The organism is Geodermatophilus sp. SYSU D00698, assembly GCF_054050335.1.
The window spans coordinates 1-20,774 of the sequence record NZ_JBJGZD010000007.1 but is presented as its reverse complement, the minus strand read 5'-3'; the positions used below and the strand labels follow the sequence as shown (position 1 = coordinate 20,774).

The window sequence follows — 20,774 nt, the reverse complement described above, 5'->3', positions numbered from 1 at the left end:
TTGCGGGCATCCGGGCAGGTGACGGGGGTCACACCGAGGTACCGGACCGTATCGGAGGACGCCCGGGAGCGGGAGTCCGTCAGCGCCGGATCGCGGTCCGCAGGCCGGCGCGGGCGCCGGCCAGCGACGGGCCGTACCACGTCAGCGCCCGCCCGGACACCAGCACCGACCGGACCTGCGGGAACGCCTCGGGGCCGTCGCCGGCGGTGAACGGGTACGGCTCGTCGGGCAGCAGGACGACGTCGGGCCGCGCGGCGAGGACGTCGTCGACCGACACGTGCGGGTAGCGGTCCTCCTCCTCCCCGAAGACGTTGACCAGGCCGAGGCGGGCCAGCACGTCGCCGGTGAAGGTGCGCGGGCCGACCACCATCCACGGGTCCCGCCAGACCGGGACGGCGCAGCGCAGCGGCGGCTCCGGCGCCGGATCCGCCCACGCGCGCGCGGCGTCCGTCAGCCACGGCGGCTCGGGGACCTCCAGCGCCTCGGCGAACAGCCGCCGCATCGAGGTCAGCGCCTCGTCCACCGACTCGATCACGGTCACCCACACCGCGATGCCCGCCGCCCGCAGCCGGTCGACGTCCAGGCGCCGGTTCTCCTCCCGGTTGCAGACGACGAGGTCGGGCGCCAGCGCCGCGATCGCGGCCCGGTCGGGGTTCTTCGTGCCCCGCACCCGCGCGACGTCGAGGCCGGCCGGGTGGGTGCACCAGTCGGTGGCGCCCACCAGCCGGTCGGGGACGGTGACCGCCAGCGCCTCGGTCAGCGAGGGCACCAGCGACACGACCCGGCGCGCCGGCCCCGCCAGCGGGACCGGCGCACCGAGGTCGTCCTCAGACACTGCGCCGGTACTGTCCGCCCACCTCGAAGAACGCGTCGGAGATCTGGCCGAGCGAGCACACCCGGACGGCGTCCATCAGCGCGTCGAAGACGTTGCCGCCCGACGTCGCCGCCTCCTGCAGCCGGGCGAGCGCGGCCGGCGCCTCCTCGGCGTGCCGGGCGTGGAAGTCGGCCAGCCGGTCCAGCTGCGACCGCTTCTCCGCCTCGGTGGCCCGGGCCAGCTCCAGCTCCTCCGGCGGGGCCTCGTCCCGGTGCGGGTCGAGGAAGGTGTTGACGCCGACGATCGGCAGCGAGCCGTCGTGCTTGCGGTGCTCGTAGAGCATCGACTCGTCCTGGATCCTGCCGCGCTGGTAGCCGGTCTCCATCGCGCCCAGCACGCCGCCGCGCTCGGCGATCCGGTCGAACTCGGCCAGCACCGCCTCCTCGACGAGGTCGGTGAGCTCCTCGACGATCGCCGACCCCTGCAGCGGGTTCTCGTTGCCGGCCAGTCCCCACTCCCTGTCGATGATCATCTGGATGGCCAGCGCCCGGCGGACCGAGTGCTCCGACGGCGTCGTGACCGCCTCGTCGTAGGCGTTGGTGTGCAGCGAGTTGGCGTTGTCGTAGATCGCGCACAGCGCCTGCAGGGTCGTGCGGATGTCGTTGAAGTCCATCTCCTGCGCGTGCAGCGACCGGCCCGACGTCTGCACGTGGTACTTGAGCTGCTGGGACCGCGCGCCGGCGCCGTAGCGGTCCCGCATCGCGACCGCCCAGATCCGCCGCGCCACCCGGCCGATCACCGTGTACTCGGCGTCCATCCCGTTGGAGAAGAAGAAGCTCAGGTTGGGCGCGAAGTCGTCGATCGCCATGCCGCGGGCGAGGTAGGCCTCGACGTAGGTGAAGCCGTTGGCGAGGGTGAAGGCGAGCTGGCTGATGGGGTTCGCCCCGGCCTCGGCGATGTGGTAGCCGGAGATCGAGACCGAGTAGAAGTTGCGCACCCGGTGCCGGATGAACCACTCCTGGATGTCGGCCATGCAGCGCAGCGCGAACTCGGTCGAGAAGATGCAGGTGTTCTGGCCCTGGTCCTCCTTGAGGATGTCGGCCTGCACCGTGCCGCGGACGTTCGCCAGCACCCAGGCGCGGATCTCCTCGGTCTCGGCGGCGTCGGGCTCGCGGCCCTCCTCCTCGCGGAACCGGTCCAGCCGCTGCTCGATCGCGGTGTTCATGAACATCGCGAGGATCGCCGGCGCGGGACCGTTGATCGTCATCGACACCGACGTCGTGGGCGCGCACAGGTCGAACCCGTCGTAGAGCACGCGCATGTCGTCGAGCGTGGCGATCGAGACGCCGGAGGTGCCGACCTTGCCGTAGACGTCGGGCCGCGGCTGCGGGTCGCGGCCGTAGAGGGTCACCGAGTCGAACGCCGTGGACAGCCGGGTGGCCTCGTTGCCGGCCGACAGCACCCGGAACCGCCGGTTGGTGCGGAACGCGTCGCCCTCGCCGGCGAACATCCGCGCCGGGGCCTCCCCGGAGCGCTTGAACGGGAAGACGCCGGCCGTGTACGGGAAGGAGCCGGGCAGGTTCTCCCGCCGCAGGAAGCGCAGCAGGCCGGCGGCGTCGGAGGTCCGGGGCAGCGCCACCCGCGGCACCCTCGTCCCGGACAGCGTCTCCCGGGCCAGCGGCGTGCGGACCTCCCTGCCGCGCACCGTGTAGACGAACTCGTCGCCGGAGTACTGCTCCACCCGCGCCGGCCACTCCTCCAGCAGCGTGCGCACCTCGGGCAGCAGCTCCCGGTCGGCGGCCTCCGCGGCCTCGCGCGCGGCCTGCGCCGCGGTGCCGCCCAGCACCTCGGCCGCGGTGGTCAGGTGCTCGCGCCGCCGGACGACCGCGGCCTGCTCCTCGGTCACCCGGTGGTGCGCCCGCACCGCCTCGGCCACCTCGGCCAGGTACCGCGACCGCGACGACGGCACCACGCTGGCCAGCCCCGTCGAGGCGCGCACGTCGACCCGCGGCAGCACGCCGGCGCCCGCGGGCAGGCCCTTCTCCACCAGCAGGCCGAGCAGGTGCTGGTAGAGCGCGGTGACGCCGTCGTCGTCGAAGCGGGCGGCGCTGGTGCCGAACACCGGCATCTGCTCCCACGGGACGCCGAACGCCTCGCGGTTGCGCACCATCTGCCGGGCGACGTCGCGGCGGGCGTCCTCGGCGCCGCGGCGCTCGAACTTGTTGATCGCGACGACGTCGGCGAGGTCGAGCATGTCGATCTTCTCGAGCTGCGACGCGGCGCCGAACTCCGGCGTCATGACGTAGAGCGAGACGTCGCTGAACGGCACGATCGCCGCGTCGCCCTGCCCGATGCCCGGCGTCTCCACGATCACCAGGTCGAACCCGGCGGCCTTCACCGCCGCGAGGACGTCGTCGAGGTGCTCGGGCAGCTGCGCACCGGCGGCGCGGGTGGCCATCGAGCGGAAGAAGGTGTGCGACCCGTCGCCGGACTCCAGGGCGTTCATCCGGATCCGGTCGCCGAGCAGCGCGCCGCCGCCGCGGCGGCGGGTCGGGTCGACCGCGACGACGGCGACCCGCAGCTTGTCCTCCTGGTCGCGGCGCAGCCGGCGCAGCAGCTCGTCGGTGAGCGAGGACTTGCCCGACCCACCGGTGCCGGTGATGCCCAGCACCGGCACGGTGCGGGCCGCGGCGGCCTCGCGCACGCGGGCGGCGAGCGCCTCGTCGGCGCCGGCCTCCAGCACGCTGATCGCCCGCGCCAGCGCCCGCGGGTCGCCGGTCAGCAGCGCGTCGACGTCGGGGCCCTCGGCGGTGAGGTCGACGTCGCAGGCGCGGACCAGCTCGTTGACCATCCCGGGCAGGCCCAGGCGGGCGCCGTCCTCGGGGCTGAACACCCGCACCCCGCGCTCGGCGAGCAGCGCGATCTCGTGCGGCACGATCACGCCCCCGCCGCCGCCGAACACCTGCACGTGTCCCGCCCCGGCGGCGGCCAGCCGCTCCTTGAGGTAGCTGAAGTACTCGACGTGCCCGCCCTGGTAGCTGGAGATCGCGACGCCCTGCACGTCCTCCTCGACGGCGGCGCGCACCACCTCGTCGACGCCGCGGTCGTGGCCGAGGTGCACCACCTCCGCGCCCTGGCTCTGCAGCAGCCGCCGCATCACGTTGATCGCCGCGTCGTGCCCGTCGAAGAGGCTGGCCGCGGTGACGAAGCGGACGGGGTGGACGGGCACGTGCAGCTCCGCGGACGCCATGGCTGCACGGTAGGCCCGATTTAGTAGGACGTCCAACCATCTCGGCGTGTCCGCACGGGGCGTCGCGGACCGGCCCGGCGGCGGTGCCCCGGTGGGAGGCTGACCGGCACGCGCGGGAACCCCTCGTCAGGTCCCGGCCGTCGTGTCAGGGTGCCCGCCGTCCCCGAACCGAACGGAGCAGCACCCCCATGGCCTTCCGCAACCTGATGGCGAAGCTCGGCGCCGGCAACGCGAGCGTCGACGCCGTCCTCGACCGCCCGGTGACCACCCCCGGCGGCACCGTGACCGGCACGGTGCACCTCACCGGCGGGCAGGTCGCCCAGGAGATCAACGAGATCCGGGTGTCCCTGCAGGCCACCGTCGAGGTCGAGAGCGGCGACAACGAGTGGAAGGAGAACGTCACCTTCGGCACCGCGCCGATCGCCGGCGCCGGCCGGATCGAGGCGGGCGGGAAGGCGGCGATCCCGTTCAGCTTCCCGGTGCCCTGGCAGTGCCCCTTCACGACGCTCGACGGCTGGACGCTGCGCGGCGTGAGGATCGGCCTGCGCACCAAGGTCGACATCCCCGGCGCCGTCGACCCCGGCGACCTCGACGCGGTGACGGTCGAGCCGCTGCCGATCCAGCGCACCGTCGTCCGGGCGCTCGATGGCCTCGGCTTCCGCTTCCGCGGCGCCGACGTCGAGAAGGGCCGGCTGGCCGGCAGCGACCTGCCCTTCTACCAGGAGGTCGAGTTCGCGCCGCCGTCGTCGCTGCGCGGGCGCGTCAACGAGCTCGAGGTGACCTTCCTCGCCGGCCCGCACGGCGTCGAGGTCGTGCTCGAGGTGGACCGGCGCGGCGGGCTGCTCACCGAGGGCCGCGACGTCGGCGGCCGGCTGCGGTTCGGCCACTCCGACACCGACGTCTCCGCGGTGGCCGCGCAGCTCGACGCCGCCGTCCGGCAGCTCGGCGCCCGGCGCGGCTGGCTCTGAGCACCCCGGACCGGGCCCTGACACGGGACGGGGCGGCCGCGCGCCTGCGGGACCTCCCGCGGCGCGCGGCCGGCCGCCCCGACCTGCGCCAGGCCGCCGTCGCCGTCTGCGTCACCTGCACCGGCGACGTCCCCGCCCTGCTGGTCACCCGCCGCGCGGCCGGGCTGCGGGCGCACGCCGGCCAGTGGGCGCTGCCCGGCGGCCGGCTGGACCCGGGTGAGACCCCGGTGCGGGCCGCGCTGCGCGAGCTGGAGGAGGAGGTCGGGCTGGTCCGCGGGGAGGACGCCGTGCTCGGACTGCTCGACGACTACGTGACCCGCTCGGGCTACGTCATGACGCCGGTGGTCGTGTGGGCCGGCGACGCCGGGGAGCTGCGCCCGGCCGAGGCCGAGGTGGCCGCGGCGTACCAGGTGCCGCTGGCCGACCTCGACGTCGAGCCGGTGCTGCTGTCGATCCCCGAGTCCGACGCGCCGGTCATCCGGCTGCCGCTGCTCGGCGGCTGGGTGCACGCCCCGACCGCCGCGGTCGTGTACCAGTTCTGCCAGGTGGTGTGCCGCGGGCTGCACACCCGCGTCGCGCACCTCGAGCAGCCGGTCTTCGCCTGGCGCTAGCCGTGCACGGGCCCGGCGTCAGCGGCGGTGCCAGCGGGCGGCGCCGTAGGAGGCGAGCCCCAGCACGACCCCCGACAGGACGGCGCTGCGCCTCGCCACGTCGCCCTCGGCGCGGGAGGTCCACACCGCGGCGGCGTCCAGCGCGGTGAGCAGCAGCGTCACCTCGGTGGTGCGCCGCGCCTGCGGCGCCGGGGTGACCAGCAGCGCGGCGCCCATCGCGATGTTGCGGGCCGCGCCCAGGCGCACCAGCAGCGGCAGCGCGACGTCGCCCTGCGCGGCGTCGGTCCGCACCCCGAGCGTCCGGGCGATCCACCGGGGCGCGAAGAGCGCCACCGTCCCGATCCACACCGACAGCGACCCGACGGCCCTGCGGGTGACGTCCCAGTCGTGGCTGCTCACGAGCGGCCTTTGCCCGCGGAGGACCTGCTCGAACCGGCGGTGAGCACGAGCACGACGGCGAGGAACGGCAGCGTCGCCCAGCTGGCCACCACGTCGCTGACCGTCGCCACGGTGAACGCCGCCGCCGGCGGGGCGTCCAGCGGGCCGACCACGCGCTCGAGGCCGAGCGCGGCCACCGACGCGGGCACGGTCAGCAGCGCCGACACCGCGCCGCCGAGCACCACCCCGGCGAGCACCGCGGCCGGCGAGGTGCGCACCGCCCGCAGCGCGGTCGCCGTCCCCCGCCCGAGCGCGCCGCCGGGCCGCAGCCGGTCGTCACCGGGTAGGCCGGTGAGCGCGCCGGTCAGCCACAGCTGGGCGAGCAGGCCGGTGGTGAAGCCGACGACGTCGACCAGCAGCGCGTGCCCGACGCTCGGGTCCCGGTACACGAGCAGCTGGCGCAGCACGTCGGGGACGGTGTTGACCAGCGTGACGGCGAGCGAGAGGGCGTAGACCCGCCCGGCGTGCCGGCGCAGCAGCGCCAGGGCCTCCCGGACGACCGCGGCCGCGCTCACGCCCGCCGTCGTCATGCCCGGTGTCGTCATGCCCTCGTCGCGACGGCCTGGACCCAGCGGTCGCCGGCCGCCCGCCGCAGCCGCCCCGGCGGCACCTCCAGCCCGTGCGCGCGGAGCTCCGCCAGCAGCTGCTCGGGAGAGAACCGGTCGGCCGGGTGGCGGGAGACCGCGCGCAGCCACGGCGCGTCGACGAAGCGCGCGGTCATCTCGGTCAGCGCCAGCTGGCCGCCCGGGCGCAGCACCCGCGCGACCTCCGCGACGGCGGCCCGCCAGTCGGCGATGTGGTGCAGGGCGTGGAAGTCGACGACGAGGTCGGTGCTCGCGTCGTCGACCGGCAGCGCGGTGGCGTCCCCGACGCGGAAGGTGACCCGGTCGGCGAGGTCGGCGCAGGCGATCCGGGCGCGCCCGACGGTGGCCGGGTGGAGGTCGAACGCGGTCACCTGCGTGGCGCCGAGCCGCTCGACGGCGACCCGCGCGCCCAGGCCGCGGCGGCCGGTGCCGATCTCGACGACGCGCTCGCCGCGGGCGCCCAGGCGGCGCAGGATGCGCCCCTCGACCCGCAGGCCGATCTCGTAGCGGAGGCGGGAGTCGACCCACAGGCGGTTGGCGTCGACGTAGGTGGGAGGCACGGTGCGGCTCCCGTGCGGGGCGGTCATGCCGGGCGGCTACCCACTTCGCGGGCGAGCGCACCGTAGACGTCACGGGCGTGGTCGAAGACGAGGAAGTGCCCCTCGCCGGCGTGCCAGTGCGCGGTGACCGACGGCAGCATCCCGGCCAGCACCCGGCCGAGCGCGACCGGCACCTGCCAGTCCTGGGTGCCGTGCCAGAGGTGGACGTGCTGGCGGACCTCCCCCATCGGGAAGCCCCAGGGCCGGAACAGCAGCGCCCGGTCCTCGGCCAGCACCCCGGCGCCCTGGCGCAGCCCCTCGGTGAACGTGCGCGCCAGCACCCGCCGCACCGCCGGCCGGCCGATCACCCGCCGGTCGGCCGGGTTGAGCCGCAGCTGCAGGTAGCGGGGCAGCAGCTGCGGGCGGACGGTCAGCGGCGCGAACACCGGCCGCAGCAGCGCCGCCGTCGCCGGGGACGGGCGGTGCGCGGCCGCGCGGACCGACGTCGGCAGCCAGCCCGGCCACGGCCACGGGACGTCCGGCGGCGGGGCGCCGCCGAGGATCCCGACGGCGTCCACCCGGTCGGGCAGGGCGTGCGCGCAGGCCAGCGCGTACGCGGCGCCGCCGGACAGCGAGAGGGCGGCGAACCGGTCGATGCCGAGGGCGTCGAGCAGCTGGACGACGTCGCCCGGCCAGTCGGTCACCCGCCGGCCCGGCTGCGGGTCGGAGGCGCCGAAGCCGGGCCGGTCGGGGACGACGAACCGCACGCCCCACCGGCGGTAGGCGGCGGGGTCCTCGACGTGCCGCTCGAGACGGGAGCTGGGCGAGCCGTGGCAGCCGAGCACCGGCCGGCCGTCGGGGTCGCCCCACTCGGCGTAGGCCATCGTGCGGCCGTCGCGCAGCTGCAGCCGGCCCTCGCGGGGCCCGTCGGCGAGGTCGGTGCTCCCGGGGTGCATGCCCGGGGGCTACCCGGCCGGCGGGCGGGTCAGGCGCGGCGGCCGAGCAGCGCCAGGACCCGCGCCTGCCGGTCGGCGCCCTCCGGTGCGTCCACCCGCCGGCAGATGCCGTCCGTGTAGAGGGCGTCGCCCCAGCTGCGGGCGCCGGACTGGACCCGGTCGAGCTCGGCGGCGGTCAGCGTCGCGTCCTGGCCGCTGGCCCGGGCGAGGTCCCAGCGGTGGACGACCATGTCCCACACGTAGAACTGCGCCAGGGTCTCCCCCACCGTCGTCGGGCCGAAGAAGCCGTCGTAGCCGGCGTCGGCGACGGCCGGGTCGGCCACGACGGCGAGCACCCGGGCGGCGTGCTCGCGCAGCGCCGCGGCGGGGTCGGCGGCGACGTCGGGCGCGGGACCGAGGTCGACCCCTCGGCCGGTGAGGAACTCGCGCTGGGTGTCGACGAGGTGCGCCACCAGGTCGCGGGCGGTCCAGTCCTCGCACGGCGAGGCGGCGTCCCACCCGGCGGCGGGCACGGCGACGGCGACGGCGAGCAGCGGCTCGAGGACGGCGGCGTAGTCGGCGGCGATCGGGGTGGTGGTCGTCGTGTCCATGGCCCGAGCCTGGCCGCGTGCGGCAGCCTGCGTCTTGATGGAACCCGACAGCGCCGCCGTCCACCCTCGCGACGCCGTCGAGCGGGCGCACCTGCGCGACCCGCGCGACGCCTCGCACGTCATGTACCGCTACGAGGTCACCGGCCCCCTGGCCGCGCTGGTGCAGCGGTTCTGGATCCCGGTGTGGTCGGTGCCGCCCGGCGAGGAGGCGGTGCAGCGGGTGCTGCAGTACCCGGTCTGCCTGGTCGTCGTCGCGCCCGGCTACGCCCGCTTCTACGGCGTCGTGTCGGGGCTGTCGACGACGACGCTCACCGGTGACGGCTGGGCGGTCGGCGTCATGCTCACCCCGGCCGCCGGCGCGCTGGTGGCCGGCGGGCCGGTGGCGGCGTACACCGACCGGCACGTCGACGTCGGCGGGGTCCTCGGCGACGACGGCGCCCGGCTGGCCGCGCGGGTGCGCGCGGCGATGGCGGCCGACCCGCACTCCCCCGCGGCGCACGCGGAGGCGCGGGCCGCCTACGACGACGCGCTGCGCCGGTTCCTGCCGGTCGACGAGGAGGGCGCGCTGGTCGACCGGCTGGTGGCTCTGGTCGAGTCGCGGCCGGACCTCACCCGCGTCGACCAGCTGTGTGCCGAGACGGGGCTGTCCGAGCGGGCGCTGCAACGGCTGGTGTCCCGCCGGCTGGGGCTGACGCCCAAGTGGCTGGTGCAGCGGCGGCGGCTGCAGGAGGCCGCCGGCCGGCTGCGCGACCGGACGGCGACGCTCGCCGGGGTCGCCGCCGACCTGGGCTACGCCGACCAGCCGCACCTGACCCGCGACTTCGCCCGGGTCACCGGGATGACGCCGGGCGAGTTCGCCGCGCGGTACGCGACCTGACCAGCCGGAGACGACCTGCCGCTCCGGCTCGATCCAGACGGTGACCCGCTCGGTCGTGATGTTCTCCGGCGGGCGGGGCCGGCCGTCGTACTCCTGCGAGAGCTCGTCGATGTGCGCCCGCGCCTCCGGACCGGTCGTCGTCCCGACCACCCGCCCGCGCACCTCGGCGAAGCGGTAGGGGTCCGACTCGTCGCGGATGGCCAGCGTCACCCGGGCGTCGCGCTGCAGGTTCTCGAACTTGCGCCGTCCGGTCTCGGTGTTGACGAACAGCCGCTCCCCGTCGGTGCCGACCCAGGTGTACTGCGTCTGGAGGCGCCCGCTCGGCAGCAGCGTGCTGATCGCCGCGTAGTTGGGGCCCTCCGCGGGCTCACGGGTGACCGGGTGGAGCGAGGGGCCGTCCTGGGTGTCTGCCACCGCGGGTGCCCACCCCCTCCGGTTCCGGTGCACGCCGTCCGTGTTGCGGGCCCCGACCCGGCAGCCCACCGTGGGTCGACCGCCCACTCCCCAGCCCAGGAGCTGCCATGGCCTCCCTGTCGAAGGACCCGGGTGCCGCCCCGGCCGACGGCGACCGCCCGACCCCTCGACAGCGACGCGACCGCACGCACTGGCTCTACATCGCGGTGATCGCGGCGGTGGTCCTCGGGATCGTCGTCGGGCTGGTCCTCCCCGGCTTCGCCACCTCGCTGGAGTGGCTGGGGACGGCGTTCGTCGGGCTGATCAAGATGCTCATCGCGCCGGTCATCTTCTGCACGATCGTGCTGGGCATCGGCGCGATCCGGAAGGCCGCCGCGGTGGGCCGGATCGGCGGCCTGGCGCTGGGCTACTTCCTGCTGATGTCCACGGTCGCGCTGGCGATCGGGCTCGTCGTCGGCAACCTGCTGCACCCCGGCGACGGGCTCGCGCTGTCCGAGGAGCTGCGCGGCCGCGGCTCGGAGCTCGCCGAGACCGCCGAGGAGAGCGGCGGCACCGTCGACTTCCTGCTCGGCCTGATCCCGACGACGCTGCTCTCCTCGCTCACCGACGGGTCGGTGCTGCAGGCGCTGCTGGTCGCGCTGCTCGTCGGGTTCGCCATCCAGGCGATGGGCGCGTCCGGGGAGCCGCTGCTGCGCGGCATCGGGCACCTGCAGAAGCTGGTCTTCCGGATCCTGGCGATGGTCATGTGGCTGGCCCCGGTCGGCGCGTTCGGCGCGATCGCGGCGGTGGTCGGCGAGACCGGCGTCGACGCGCTCAAGAGCCTCGCCGTGATCATGCTGGGCTTCTACGCCACCTGCGCGGTGTTCGTCTTCGTCGTCCTCGGGCTGCTCCTGCGGCTGGTGGCGGGGCTCAACGTGTTCCGGCTGCTGAGGTACCTGGGCCGGGAGTTCCTGCTCATCCTGTCGACGTCGTCGTCGGAGACGGCGCTGCCGCGGCTGATCGCGAAGATGGAGCACGCCGGGGTCAGCCAGCCGGTGGCCGGCATCGTCGTGCCGACCGGCTACTCGTTCAACCTCGACGGCACCGCCATCTACCTGACGATGGCCTCGCTGTTCATCGCCGAGGCGCTCGGCGACCCGCTGTCGATCGGCGAGCAGATCGGCCTGCTGCTGTTCATGATCATCGCGTCGAAGGGCGCCGCCGGGGTCACCGGGGCCGGGCTGGCCACCCTCGCCGGCGGCCTGTCGGCGCACCGGCCCGAGCTGCTCGACGGCGTGGGGCTGATCGTCGGCATCGACCGGTTCATGTCCGAGGCCCGCGCGCTGACCAACTTCGCCGGCAACGCGGTCGCCACCGTGCTGGTGGCCACCTGGACCCGGCAGCTGGACCGCGAGCGGCTCGAGGCGGCGCTGTCGGGTGCCTCGCCCTTCGACGAGGCCCGCATGCTCGACGACCACGGCGGGTCCGAGCTGCCCGACGACGCCACCAGCGCCGGCCCCGGCGACCGGGACGCCGACGCCGGGCTGCGCCGGCTGGCCGAGAGCTCGAAGCGGTAGCCGCGGCGGCCTGGCCGGGCGACGCCGCGGCGCTGGCCGCCGAGCAGGACCGGCTGGCCGCACTGCGCCCGCCGCCGTGGTCCCCGCCCGCCGGGCCGGCCGCGCGGCCGCTCGCCGGCGCGGTGGCCGCGGTCGAGGACGCCGGAGGGCTGGTCGCGGCCGCGGTGCTGGGGAACGCGGCCGCCGTCGTGCGGGGACCGGCGGCGGGCCCCTACGCACCGGCGCTGCTGGCGCTGCGCGAGGGGCCGCTGCTGGCCGCCGCGGTGGCCGCGCTGCCCGCCCGGCCGGACGTCCTGCTGGTCGCGGCGGCCGGACGGGACCACCCGCGGCGGGCCGGGCTCGCGCTGCACCTCGGCGCCGTGCTGGACCTGCCGAGCGTCGGCGTCACCGACCGGCCGCTGGCCGCCCTCGGCGACCCACCCGGGCCGGCGCGCGGGGACACCGCTCCCCTGCTGCTCGGCGGCGAGGAGGTGGCGCGGGCGGTGCGCGTGGTGCCCGGCGCGCGCCCGGTGGTGGCCTCGGCCGGCTGGCGCACCGGCCCGGCGACCGCGGCCGCCGTCGTCCTGGCGACGACGGCCGGCGTCCGCACGCCCGGGCCGCTGCGCGCGGCCCGCCGGGTGGCCCGGCTCAGCCGCGGTCGGCCGGGGTGAGGCCCTCGACGACCGCGGCCATGTCCACCGCGCCCGGGTCGCGGAGCCGGCCGGCGGCGGCCTCCATCGTCTCGAGCACCGCGGCGGTGAGCCGGTCGGAGACCCCGCCGGCCCGCAGCGCCGCGCGGATGAGCCGGGCGTCCTTGGCCGCGCCGGTCAGGCCGAAGCTCGGCGGGTAGTCGCCGGCCATCATCAGCGCGCCCTTGACGTGGGCGTAGGCGGAGTCGACCGGCCCGCCTTCGATGGCGTCGAGGAACCGCTGCGGGTCCTGGCCGAGGGCGCGGGCCAGCGCGACCGCCTGCGCGGTGCCGGCGGTGAGCATGAACAGCCACGAGTTGCACGCCAGCTTGAGCCGGCTGCCCGCGCCCGCCTCCCCCAGCCACACCGTCTTCGAGCCCAGCGCGTCGAACACCGGCGCCAGCCGCTCGCGCGCCTCCTCCGGGCCGCTGGCCAGCAGGGTCAGCGCGCCCTTCGCGGCCGGCTCCTTCGTGCCGAGCACCGGGCAGTCGACGAGCACGAGGTCGAGTTCCCGGGCCGCCTCGACGGTGCGGTCGGCGCCCTCGACACCGACCGTGGAGCACTGCAGCCACGTGGTCCCGGCGGCGGGGGCGGCCCGCCGGACGACGTCGAGCACCGCGTCGGCGTCCAGCAGCATCGTCAGGACGACGTCGGCGCCGTGGGCCGCCTCCGCCGGGGAGCCGAACGCCTCCGCGCCGGTGCCGGTGAGCGCCTGCGCCTTGGCGGGGTCCCGGTTCCAGGTGCGGACGGGCAGCCCGGCCCGCCGCATCGAGGTGACCATCCCCGCGCCCATCGTCCCGGTGCCGAGCACCGCCACCGTCGGTCGCACCATGCAGCCGATCCTGCGGCCGGCGGCCCGGCCCCGCAGCACCGGCGCCGTGTGCACGCAGCGCGCCTCGACCCGCCCCCGCCCGCGCTGCGTGCACACGACGCGGACCTCCTCCGCCCGGTCGCCGTCGGTGACCGGGATCGGCACCCGCTCCACGTCCGTCGTGCGGTCCTCCTCGCCGGGCGTGGACGTGCCCTACCCGTGCCAGGCGTGGCCGTGGCTGTGCACGCCGTCGGGACCGTGCCGCTCGTCGGGCACCGGGCCGCCGTCGTCCGCGGCCTGGCCGGCCCCGTCGTCGTCGCGGCCGCGGTTGCGCCGCAGGTCGACCACGCCGAGCGCGAGCGCGGCGGCGGCGCCGAGAACGGACACGGCCAGCCCGGCCGCGGCCGCCGTCGGGTAGTCCCCGGACGCCGACAGCACGAGGTAGAACAGGCCCGGCAGCGCCGCGGTGCCGACGGCCGCGCCGAAGCGCTGCGCGGTCTGCAGACCCCCGCCGGCCGACCCGGCCATGGACACCGGCACGTCGCGCAGCGTCATCGTGATGTTGGGCGAGATGACGAACCCGCCGCCGATGCCGCCGACCAGCAGTGCCGGCGCGATCGCCCACCCGGCCGCCGACGGCGGGACCAGCAGCAGGACCACCGCGGCCGCCGCGAGGCCGACCATGACGCCCGACAGCCCGAACACCGTCAGCCTCCGGCCGTGCCGCTCCACCAGCCGCCCGGCCACGACCGCCGCCGACGCCGACCCGAGCGCGAACGGCGTCACCGCGAGCCCCGACTGCAGCGGCGTGTAGTCCAGCCCGGTCTGGAAGAAGAGCGCGAACACCAGCCAGATGCCGCTGAACCCGACGAAGTAGACGGTGCCCAGCGCCGCGCCGATGCCGTAGCCGCGGTTCCGGGTGACCAGGCGGGGGTCGAACACCGGCTGCCCGTCGCGGGCCACCACCCGCCGCTCCCACGCGACGAAGACCGCGAGCAGCGCCGCCCCGACGAGGAACAGCCACCACAGCCGCGCGAGCCCGCCGGACTCGGCCTGCACCAGCGGGAACAGCACGGCCAGCGCCCCGGCGCCGAGCAGCAGCACCCCGACGACGTCGATCCGCCCGCGCCCGCCGCCGCCGCCGCGGGGCAGCAGCCGCAGGGCGAGCGCGAACGCGACGACGCCGATCGGCACGTTGACGTAGAACAGCCAGCGCCAGCCGCCGGGCCCGTCGGCCAGGCCGAGGATCGCGCCGCCGACGACCGGGCCGACGGCGGTCGAGATCCCGACCGTGGCGCCGAACAGGCCGAAGGCCCGCCCGCGCTCGGCGCCGCGGAACAGCTGCTGGATGAGCGCGGAGTTCTGCGGCGCCAGGCACCCGGCCGCCAGCCCCTGCACCAGCCGGGCGGCGACCAGCCAGCCCACCGACGGCGCCGCCCCGGCCGCGGCGCTGGAGAGCACGAACCCGGCCAGCCCGAGCAGGAACAGCCGCCGGCGGCCGAACGCGTCGCCCAGCCGGCCGGCGGGGACCAGCATCAGCCCGAAGGTCAGCGCGTAGCCCGACACCACCCACTGCACGGTCGCGGGCGTCGCCCCGAGGTCGGACTGCAGCGAGGGCAGCGCCACCGACACGATGCTGACGTCGAGCAGGCTCATGAACCCGACGACGAGGGTCACCGACAGCGCGGTCCACCGCTTCGGGTCCGGGCGGTACCCCTCCTCCCCGGCGGCGGCCTGCGACGGGGCGTCGGTGGATGCGCGTGGCGGCACGGGGAGGCCTCTTCCGGTGGTGCAGCGGGAGGCGCGGCCGCCGTCCGGCCGGCCGCGCCGTGCTGCCCTACCCGGTCGTGCCCCACCGACACCCGGGGGTGCCGGTGGGGCACGGTCAGTCGAGGACGGCGGTGGCGTCCACCTCGACCAGCAGGTCCGGCTCGGCGAGCGCGGCCACGGGGAGCAGGGTGACCGGCCGGGTCAGGTCGCGGCCGAGCCGGGCCGACGCCCGGGCCACGCCCTCGCCCAGCGCCGGCAGCGCCTCCGGCGACCAGCCGACGACGTAGAGGACGAGCTTGGCGACGTCGTCGAAGGTGGCGCCGGCGGCCTCCAGCGCGGTGGCCACGTTGAGGAACGCCTGCTCGGTCTGCGCGGCGAGGTCGCCGGGGCCGACGGGCTCCCCCTCGGCGGTGCGGGCGACCTGGCCGGCCAGGTACACGGTGCGGCTTCCGGTGGCGACCGCCACCTGGCGGTAGACGCCGGGGACGGGCAGGCCGGGCGGGTCGATCAGCTGGACGGTCACGGCTCCTCCTCGGGGGTGGTGAGGGCCAGAACATAAAGGCGCTATGCGACAGTTCCGGGATGCCGAGACGTCCCGACCCCGCCGTCCGCCGGCTGCTGGTCGAGCAGGCGGCGCGGATGCTCGCCGGCCGGGAGCCGGTGACCCTGCGCGCGCTGGTCGAGGGCACCGGCGCCTCGACGATGGCCGTCTACACGCACTTCGGCGGCATGCCGGGGCTGTGGAGGGCGGTGCGGCAGGAGGGCTTCACCCGGCTCGCGGCCCGGCTGGACGCTGTCGCCCGCACCGCCGACCCGGTGCACGACCTCGCCGCGCTCGGCGTCGCCTACGCGGGGAACGCGCTGGACGCCCCGGAGCTGTACCGGGCGATGTTCGACGCCCGCGCCGACCTCGCCGACGCACGGGCCGCCGACGCGACCTTCCAGCGCCTGGTGGACGCCGCCGCCCGCGCCCGCGACGACGGCCGGCTGGCCCCGGGCACCGACCCGCTCGCGCTGGCCACGCGGTACTGGGCCGCCGGGCACGGCCTGGTGTCGCTGGTCGTGCAGGGCGTACTGCCCGCCGGGGTCCTGGAGCCGCAGGCCGTCGAGACCGCCGTCGCCCTGCTCACCGCCGCCGGCGACGACCCCGCCCGCTGCCGGGCCTCGGTGCGGCGCGCCTGGTCCGCCGGCTGACAGCGCAAGAACGGTCGGGCCACACGGCCGCCCGGGTCGCCAGACTCGACGCGTGACCCCGCCCGGCCGCGACCGCCTCCGCGAACTGCTCGACGCCGTGCTCGACGAGGACAACCGCACGCTCTCGGACATGGCCGGCGACGCCTACGCCTCGCCGTTCCACTTCAGCCGGCAGGTGTCCGGCGGCGCCGGGGAGTCACCGGTCGCGCTGCGCCGCCGGGTGGTGCTCGAGCGGGCGGCCTGGCAGCTGCGGCAGGGCGCGAGCGTCACCGACACCGCGTTCGCCGCGGGCTACGAGTCGGTCGAGGGCTTCAGCCGGGCGTTCGCGCGGGCCTACGGCCGCAGCCCGGGCTCGGCCGACACCGGCAGCGCCGCGCGGGACGGGCACTGGCTGCCCGCGCCCAACGGCATCCACTTCCACCCGCCGGCGTCGCTGTGGGTCGCCGACGAGCCCGCGCGCCGCGGCGGCGACGAGGTGACCGCGCTGCTGGTGCACCACGGCGTCGAGGACACCCGCGCCCTGCTGGAGCTGGCCAAGGGCCTGCCCGAGGAGGAGTACCGGCGGGTGCGGGCGCCGGGCCTGACGGTCCTCGCCTGGGACGGCGCCGAGGAGACGCTCGCCGCCGTCCTCGACGCCCTCGTCTGGTCACTCGAGGTGTGGGTCGCCTCGGTCGAGGGCGGGGAGCACCCCGTCCGCGGCGCCGACGACCCGGCCGCGCTGATCGACCGGCACGACGCCGTCGCGCCGCGCTGGCTGGCCGCCGTCCGCGAGATCGCCCGCCGCGGCGCCTGGGGCGACCGGCTGGTCGACGCGCTGTGCGAGCCGCCGGAGAGCTTCGTCCTCGGCAGCGTCGTCGCGCACGTCCTCACCTTCTCCGCGCACCGCCGGCTGCTCGCCCGGCACTGGCTGCGCGACGCCGGCGTCGCGGTCGACGCCGGCGACCCCATCGAGTGGCTCTCCCGGAGGGACCGATGACCCGCACCGTCTACTACACCGCCACGACCCTCGACGGCTTCATCGCCGGCCCCGGCCACTCGCTGGACTGGCTGCTCACCCGCGAGGCCGACGCCGAGGGGGCGATGGGCTACCAGGCGTTCGAGAAGACCGTCGGCTCGCTGGTCATGGGCGCCTCCACGTACGAGTGGGTGCGCGAGCACGGCGACCCGGACACCTGGAGCTACGACCAGCCCGCCTGGGTGCTCACCCACCGGCAGCTGACGCCGTACGAGGGCGCGGACGTCCGCTTCACCAGCGCGGACACCCCCGACGACCTGCGCGCGCTGCACGCGGAGATGACCGCGGCGGCCGGCGACCTGGACGTGTGGATCGTCGGCGGCGGCCCGGTGGCCGCGCAGTTCGCCCGGGCGGGACTGCTGGACGAGGTGGTCGTCTCGATCGCGCCGGTCACGCTGGGCGCCGGGATGCCGCTGCTGCCGGCGCACGTCGAGCTGGTCACCCGGGAGGTCGCGCAGAACGGCGAGTTCGTCGTCGTGCGGTACGACGTCGTCCGTCCCGGCTGAGCGCCGCACCCGGGCGGCCCGTCCGAGGGGGCGGAACGGGCCGCCGGGGGACGCCGCTCCGGCCAGGACCGCGATCCCGTGTCGACACCTCGACGCGGCGACATGCCTCCGTGCCGACAAGCCTCCGTGCCGACAAGCCTCCGTGCCGACAAGCCTCCGTGCCGACAAGCCTCCGTGCCGACAAGCCTCCGTGCCGACAAGCCTCCGTGCCGATCCGGCGACGTGGCGACCTGCCGACGGGTCGACAGGAGGGTCAGGCGGCGCGGATCACCGAGACGTCGAACTCGACCTGGATGCGGTCGCTGACGAGCCACCCGCCCGTCTCCAGTGCGGTGTTCCAGGTCAGGCCCCACTCGCTGCGCTTGATCGCCAGCGCACCCTCGAAGCCGACCCGGGTGTTGCCGAACGGGTCCTTCGCCGAGCCGGTCATCGCGAACTCCACGGTCACCGGGCGGGTGACGTCGCGGATGGTGAGGTCGCCGGTCACCTGGTAGGTGTCGTCGTCGGTCTGCTCGACGTCGGTGGAGGTGAACACCATCTCCGGGAACCGCTCGACGTCGAGGAAGTCCGGCGAGCGCAGGTGCGCGTCCCGGTCGGCCTGGCCGGTGTCGATGCTCGCGGTCCTGATCCGGATCGTCACGCTGCTGGCCCCGGGCTTCTGCACGTCGAGGTGCGCCTCGCCGGCGAAGTCGGTGAACGCGCCGCGGACGGTCGTCACCATCGCGTGCCGTGCCCGGATGCCGATCCGGGTGTGCGCCACGTCGATGGTGTAGTCGCCCGTGACGTCGGCCAGCGCGGCCGTCGCCGCGTCGAAGTCGGTGGGGTCGCTCTCTGCTGCCCGGTGCTTCGCCACGTGTCCCGTCCTTCCCCCTCGCTGACACACCATCCTCGCCGATCCCGCCGACGGTGCCACCGCCGGGCTCCGGGAACGGGCGGCGGACGGCCTCAGCGACCCGGGCGGAACGGGTTGCGGCCCGGCCGGAACAGCGTCTCCTGGGTCAGGCTCGCGGCCAGGACGCCGTCGCGGGTGGTCACCGAGCCGGTGTACCAGCCGCGCCCGCCGGACACCGTGTGCGGGACCAGGTCCACGAGCACCCAGTCGTCGAGCCGGGCCGTCCGGTGGAACCACACCGCGTGGTCCAGCGTCGGGCCGGGCGCCGCCTCGTCCTCGGGCAGCGCCGACAGCCCGGTGCCGATGTCGGACAGGTAGGTGAGCGCGCAGGCGTGCACCAGCGGGTCGTCGGGCAGCGCCACGGTGGACCGCGACCAGAACCGGGTCGGCCAGGAGGCGGCCGGGTGCGGCTGGGAGGGCCGGCGGCCGTCCATGGTGAACAGCCGGGGCAGCGCGAACGGCTCGCACTCCGCGGGGTCCTCGGCCGCCGGCGCCGCGGCCACCTGGACGTCGGGCCCGCCGGTGGGCGCCTGGAACGACGCCGACATCGACAGCACCACCTCGCCGCCCTGCACCGCGACCACCCGGCGCGCGGAGAACGACCCGCCGTCGCGGTCGCGGTCGACGCGGAAGACGGTCGGCCGGGCGGCGTCGCCGCTGCGGAGGAAGTAGCCGTGCAGCGAGTGCGGCAGCCGGTCGGACGCCACCGTGCGGCCGGCGGCGAGCAGCGCCTGCGCCGCGACCTGCCCGCCGTAGAGCGGGAAGGGGTCGGTGAACACCAGCGTGCTGCGGTAGAGGTCCCGGTCGATCTCCTCGAGCGTCAGGACGTCGAGCAGGGTCGGCTCTCCCGCGGTCGTGGTCACGACCGGCGAAACTAACCGGGCCCGGAGCCGCCGTGCGAGGCGGCCCCGGAGGAAGGACCCCCGTGCCCCCCACCCCTCGCACGCTCGGGGCGGGCCCCTGCACGGGGGCCGATCCGGAGGGCGGTTACAGCAGCTCGAGGACGGTGGCGTTGGCCTGGCCGCCGCCCTCGCACATCGTCTGCAGGCCGTAGCGGATGCCGTTGTCGCGCATGTGGTGCACCAGCGTCGTCATGATCCGCGCGCCCGAGCCGCCGAGCGGGTGGCCCAGGGCGATGGCGCCGCCGTTGGGGTTGAGCGACTTCTCGTCGGCGCCGAGGTCGGCCAGCCACGCCAGCGGCACCGGCGCGAAGGCCTCGTTGACCTCGAACACGCCGATCTCGTCGATCGACAGCCCCGACCGCGCCAGCGCCTTCTGCGTGGCCGGGATCGGCGCGGTGAGCATGACCACCGGGTCGGCGCCGGCCAGCACCGCGGTGTGCACCCGGGCGATCGGCCGCAGGCCCAGCTCGGCGGCCTTCTCGCTGGTGGTCATGAGCAGCGCGGCCGAGCCGTCGGAGATCTGCGAGGAGTTGCCGGCGGTGATGACGCCGTCCTCCCTGAACGCCGTCTTCAGGCCGGCGAGCTTCTCCACCGTCGACTCGCGGATGCCCTCGTCCTGGCCGACGACGGTGCCGTCGGGGGTGGTCACCGGGGCGATCTGGGCGTCGAAGCGGCCCTCGGCGCGGGCGGCGGCGGCCTTCTCGTGGGAGGCGACGGAGAACTCGTCGCAGCGCTGGCGCGACAGGCCCCACCGCTCGGCGATCGTCTCCGCACCCAGGCCCTGGTTGATCTTCGCGCCGCCGTAGCGCTCGGAGAACCTCGTCCCGAACGGGTTGGCGTCCTGCCGCGCGCTGCCCATCGGCACCCGCGACATCGACTCGACGCCGCCGGCCACGACGACGTCGTACTGACCCGACACCAGGCCCGCGGCGGCGAAGTGCACCGACTGCTGCGAGGAGCCGCACTGCCGGTCGACGGTCACGCCGGTGACCGTCTCCGGCCAGCCCGCGGCCAGCGCCGCCGTCCGGGCGATGTCGAAGGTCTGCTCGCCGACCTGGGACACGCAGCCCCAGATGACGTCCTCGATCTCGGCCGGGTCGACGCCGGCCCGCTCGGCCAGCGAGGTGAGGACGTGCGCGGACAGGTCGACCGGGTGCACCCCGGACAGCCCGCCGTTGCGCTTGCCCACGGGCGTGCGCACCGCCTCGACGATCACCGCGTCACGCATGTCTGCTCCCTCCGACCGGGTGTGGTGCCCGGCACACTAACCCGCGCTCCGCGCGACCTCCGCCGCCCGGGCCGGGGGGGGGGGGGGGGGGGGGGGGGGGGGGGGGGGGGGGGGGGGGGGGGGGGGGGGGGGGGGCGCCCCCGGCGGCCCCGCGCCGCGCGGGCGGCCCGCCCCCCCCCCGCCGCCCACCC

At 76.2% G+C, this 20,774-nt stretch carries 21 protein-coding genes and 1 pseudogene; 8 read left to right on the top strand and 14 right to left on the bottom strand.

What is annotated here, in order from left to right; all coding sequences use genetic code 11:
• Nucleotides 1-79: 79 nt before the first annotated feature.
• Both ACI8AB_RS08390 and icmF read right to left on the bottom strand, forming a co-directional pair.
• Nucleotides 80-835: a helical backbone metal receptor gene (locus ACI8AB_RS08390; protein WP_456949737.1), complete on the bottom strand. Its 756-nt coding sequence runs from the start codon at nt 833-835 to the stop codon at nt 80-82.
• Nucleotides 828-4,064, bottom strand: a complete 3,237-nt coding sequence (gene icmF / locus ACI8AB_RS08385) for a fused isobutyryl-CoA mutase/GTPase IcmF (protein WP_456949736.1) — start codon at nt 4,062-4,064, stop codon at nt 828-830. The genes ACI8AB_RS08390 and icmF overlap by 8 nt, the downstream gene beginning before the upstream one ends.
• 188 nt (nt 4,065-4,252) lie before the next feature.
• On the opposite strand from icmF, the gene ACI8AB_RS08380 reads away from it, so the two are divergent.
• Nucleotides 4,253-5,032, top strand: coding sequence for a sporulation protein (locus ACI8AB_RS08380; RefSeq protein WP_456949735.1), 780 nt, complete (start codon nt 4,253-4,255; stop codon nt 5,030-5,032).
• Nucleotides 5,023-5,643, top strand: coding sequence for an NUDIX hydrolase (locus ACI8AB_RS08375; RefSeq protein WP_456949913.1), 621 nt, complete (start codon nt 5,023-5,025; stop codon nt 5,641-5,643). Before ACI8AB_RS08380 ends, ACI8AB_RS08375 begins: the two co-directional genes overlap by 10 nt.
• 18 nt (nt 5,644-5,661) lie before the next feature.
• Here the strand turns inward: ACI8AB_RS08375 and ACI8AB_RS08370 are convergent, their stop codons facing one another.
• The 5 genes from ACI8AB_RS08370 to ACI8AB_RS08350 are packed head-to-tail and all read right to left on the bottom strand — an operon-like array spanning nt 5,662 to nt 8,750.
• Nucleotides 5,662-6,042 carry a DUF4267 domain-containing protein gene (locus tag ACI8AB_RS08370; protein WP_456949734.1) on the bottom strand — a complete coding sequence of 127 codons (381 nt, stop codon included), beginning with the start codon at nt 6,040-6,042 and terminating at the stop codon, nt 5,662-5,664.
• Nucleotides 6,039-6,626 carry a hypothetical protein gene (locus tag ACI8AB_RS08365; RefSeq protein ID WP_456949733.1) on the bottom strand — a complete coding sequence of 196 codons (588 nt, stop codon included), beginning with the start codon at nt 6,624-6,626 and terminating at the stop codon, nt 6,039-6,041. The genes ACI8AB_RS08370 and ACI8AB_RS08365 overlap by 4 nt, the downstream gene beginning before the upstream one ends.
• On the bottom strand, nt 6,623-7,252 hold the full coding sequence (locus tag ACI8AB_RS08360) for a class I SAM-dependent methyltransferase (protein WP_456949732.1): 630 nt from the start codon (nt 7,250-7,252) through the stop codon (nt 6,623-6,625). Before ACI8AB_RS08360 ends, ACI8AB_RS08365 begins: the two co-directional genes overlap by 4 nt.
• Nucleotides 7,249-8,160, bottom strand: coding sequence for an alpha/beta fold hydrolase (locus ACI8AB_RS08355; RefSeq protein ID WP_456949731.1), 912 nt, complete (start codon nt 8,158-8,160; stop codon nt 7,249-7,251). The genes ACI8AB_RS08360 and ACI8AB_RS08355 overlap by 4 nt, the downstream gene beginning before the upstream one ends.
• A gap of 29 nt (nt 8,161-8,189) precedes the next feature.
• Entirely contained in the window at nt 8,190-8,750 is a 561-nt protein-coding gene (locus tag ACI8AB_RS08350) for a TIGR03086 family metal-binding protein (RefSeq protein WP_456949730.1), read from the bottom strand.
• A gap of 37 nt (nt 8,751-8,787) precedes the next feature.
• Here ACI8AB_RS08350 and ACI8AB_RS08345 point away from each other — a divergent pair, with 37 nt between their 5' ends.
• Entirely contained in the window at nt 8,788-9,627 is an 840-nt protein-coding gene (locus ACI8AB_RS08345; RefSeq protein ID WP_456949729.1) for a helix-turn-helix domain-containing protein, read from the top strand.
• A gap of 81 nt (nt 9,628-9,708) precedes the next feature.
• Here ACI8AB_RS08345 and ACI8AB_RS08340 read toward each other — a convergent pair.
• Nucleotides 9,709-10,041: pseudogene (locus ACI8AB_RS08340) on the bottom strand (pyridoxamine 5'-phosphate oxidase family protein); the annotation flags it as partial.
• A gap of 107 nt (nt 10,042-10,148) precedes the next feature.
• On the opposite strand from ACI8AB_RS08340, the gene ACI8AB_RS08335 reads away from it, so the two are divergent.
• Nucleotides 10,149-11,597, top strand: coding sequence for a cation:dicarboxylate symporter family transporter (locus tag ACI8AB_RS08335; protein WP_456949728.1), 1,449 nt, complete (start codon nt 10,149-10,151; stop codon nt 11,595-11,597).
• A 122-nt stretch (nt 11,598-11,719) separates the two neighbouring features.
• Nucleotides 11,720-12,247, top strand: coding sequence for an endonuclease V (locus tag ACI8AB_RS08330; protein ID WP_456949727.1), 528 nt, complete (start codon nt 11,720-11,722; stop codon nt 12,245-12,247).
• On the opposite strand, the gene ACI8AB_RS08325 is transcribed toward ACI8AB_RS08330, so the two are convergent.
• From ACI8AB_RS08325 to ACI8AB_RS08315, 3 genes are all read right to left on the bottom strand, one after another.
• On the bottom strand, nt 12,225-13,250 hold the full coding sequence (locus tag ACI8AB_RS08325) for an NAD(P)-dependent oxidoreductase (protein ID WP_456949726.1): 1,026 nt from the start codon (nt 13,248-13,250) through the stop codon (nt 12,225-12,227). The genes ACI8AB_RS08330 and ACI8AB_RS08325 overlap by 23 nt on opposite strands.
• Before the next feature lie 39 nt (nt 13,251-13,289).
• On the bottom strand, nt 13,290-14,846 hold the full coding sequence (locus ACI8AB_RS08320) for an MFS transporter (RefSeq protein ID WP_456949725.1): 1,557 nt from the start codon (nt 14,844-14,846) through the stop codon (nt 13,290-13,292).
• 115 nt (nt 14,847-14,961) lie between these two features.
• Nucleotides 14,962-15,369, bottom strand: coding sequence for a RidA family protein (locus ACI8AB_RS08315; protein WP_456949724.1), 408 nt, complete (start codon nt 15,367-15,369; stop codon nt 14,962-14,964).
• A 59-nt stretch (nt 15,370-15,428) separates the two neighbouring features.
• On the opposite strand from ACI8AB_RS08315, the gene ACI8AB_RS08310 reads away from it, so the two are divergent.
• Genes ACI8AB_RS08310 through ACI8AB_RS08300 form a run of 3 tightly spaced genes read left to right on the top strand, consistent with a single transcriptional unit; the run spans nt 15,429 to nt 17,561 of the window.
• A complete protein-coding gene (locus tag ACI8AB_RS08310) occupies nt 15,429-16,040 on the top strand; it encodes a TetR/AcrR family transcriptional regulator (RefSeq protein ID WP_456949723.1) in 612 nt (203 codons plus the stop codon).
• A gap of 52 nt (nt 16,041-16,092) precedes the next feature.
• The gene (locus ACI8AB_RS08305) at nt 16,093-17,016 is read left to right on the top strand and encodes a helix-turn-helix domain-containing protein (protein ID WP_456949722.1); all 924 of its coding nucleotides are present in this window, start codon (nt 16,093-16,095) and stop codon (nt 17,014-17,016) included.
• Nucleotides 17,013-17,561, top strand: coding sequence for a dihydrofolate reductase family protein (locus tag ACI8AB_RS08300; RefSeq protein ID WP_456949721.1), 549 nt, complete (start codon nt 17,013-17,015; stop codon nt 17,559-17,561). The genes ACI8AB_RS08305 and ACI8AB_RS08300 overlap by 4 nt, the downstream gene beginning before the upstream one ends.
• Nucleotides 17,562-17,814: 253 nt before the next feature.
• Here ACI8AB_RS08300 and ACI8AB_RS08295 read toward each other — a convergent pair whose 3' ends face one another.
• The 3 genes from ACI8AB_RS08295 to ACI8AB_RS08285 all read right to left on the bottom strand — a co-directional run bounded on the left by ACI8AB_RS08295 (nt 17,815) and on the right by ACI8AB_RS08285 (nt 20,583).
• Nucleotides 17,815-18,414, bottom strand: a complete 600-nt coding sequence (locus ACI8AB_RS08295; RefSeq protein ID WP_387993194.1) for a YceI family protein — start codon at nt 18,412-18,414, stop codon at nt 17,815-17,817.
• Between the two features lie 92 nt (nt 18,415-18,506).
• Complete coding sequence (locus ACI8AB_RS08290; protein WP_456949720.1) at nt 18,507-19,316, bottom strand: acyl-CoA thioesterase; 810 nt, start codon at nt 19,314-19,316, stop codon at nt 18,507-18,509.
• Nucleotides 19,317-19,440: 124 nt separating this feature from the next.
• The gene (locus ACI8AB_RS08285) at nt 19,441-20,583 is read right to left on the bottom strand and encodes a thiolase family protein (protein ID WP_456949719.1); all 1,143 of its coding nucleotides are present in this window, start codon (nt 20,581-20,583) and stop codon (nt 19,441-19,443) included.
• Nucleotides 20,584-20,774: the final 191 nt, after the last annotated feature.

Excerpts from the sequence above, each read along its gene's own strand:
- ACI8AB_RS08355 (WP_456949731.1), bottom strand. The coding sequence starts at position 8,160 with ATGCACCCCGGGAGCACCGACCTCGCCGACGGGCCCCGCGAGGGCCGG.
- ACI8AB_RS08335 (WP_456949728.1), top strand. The coding sequence starts at position 10,149 with ATGGCCTCCCTGTCGAAGGACCCGGGTGCCGCCCCGGCCGACGGCGAC.
- ACI8AB_RS08360 (WP_456949732.1), bottom strand. The coding sequence starts at position 7,252 with ATGACCGCCCCGCACGGGAGCCGCACCGTGCCTCCCACCTACGTCGAC.
- ACI8AB_RS08300 (WP_456949721.1), top strand. The coding sequence starts at position 17,013 with ATGACCCGCACCGTCTACTACACCGCCACGACCCTCGACGGCTTCATC.
- ACI8AB_RS08380 (WP_456949735.1), top strand. The coding sequence starts at position 4,253 with ATGGCCTTCCGCAACCTGATGGCGAAGCTCGGCGCCGGCAACGCGAGC.
- ACI8AB_RS08285 (WP_456949719.1), bottom strand. The coding sequence starts at position 20,583 with ATGCGTGACGCGGTGATCGTCGAGGCGGTGCGCACGCCCGTGGGCAAG.
- ACI8AB_RS08365 (WP_456949733.1), bottom strand. The coding sequence starts at position 6,626 with ATGACGACACCGGGCATGACGACGGCGGGCGTGAGCGCGGCCGCGGTC.
- icmF (WP_456949736.1), bottom strand. The coding sequence starts at position 4,064 with ATGGCGTCCGCGGAGCTGCACGTGCCCGTCCACCCCGTCCGCTTCGTC.
- ACI8AB_RS08350 (WP_456949730.1), bottom strand. The coding sequence starts at position 8,750 with ATGGACACGACGACCACCACCCCGATCGCCGCCGACTACGCCGCCGTC.
- ACI8AB_RS08345 (WP_456949729.1), top strand. The coding sequence starts at position 8,788 with ATGGAACCCGACAGCGCCGCCGTCCACCCTCGCGACGCCGTCGAGCGG.
- ACI8AB_RS08310 (WP_456949723.1), top strand. The coding sequence starts at position 15,429 with ATGCCGAGACGTCCCGACCCCGCCGTCCGCCGGCTGCTGGTCGAGCAG.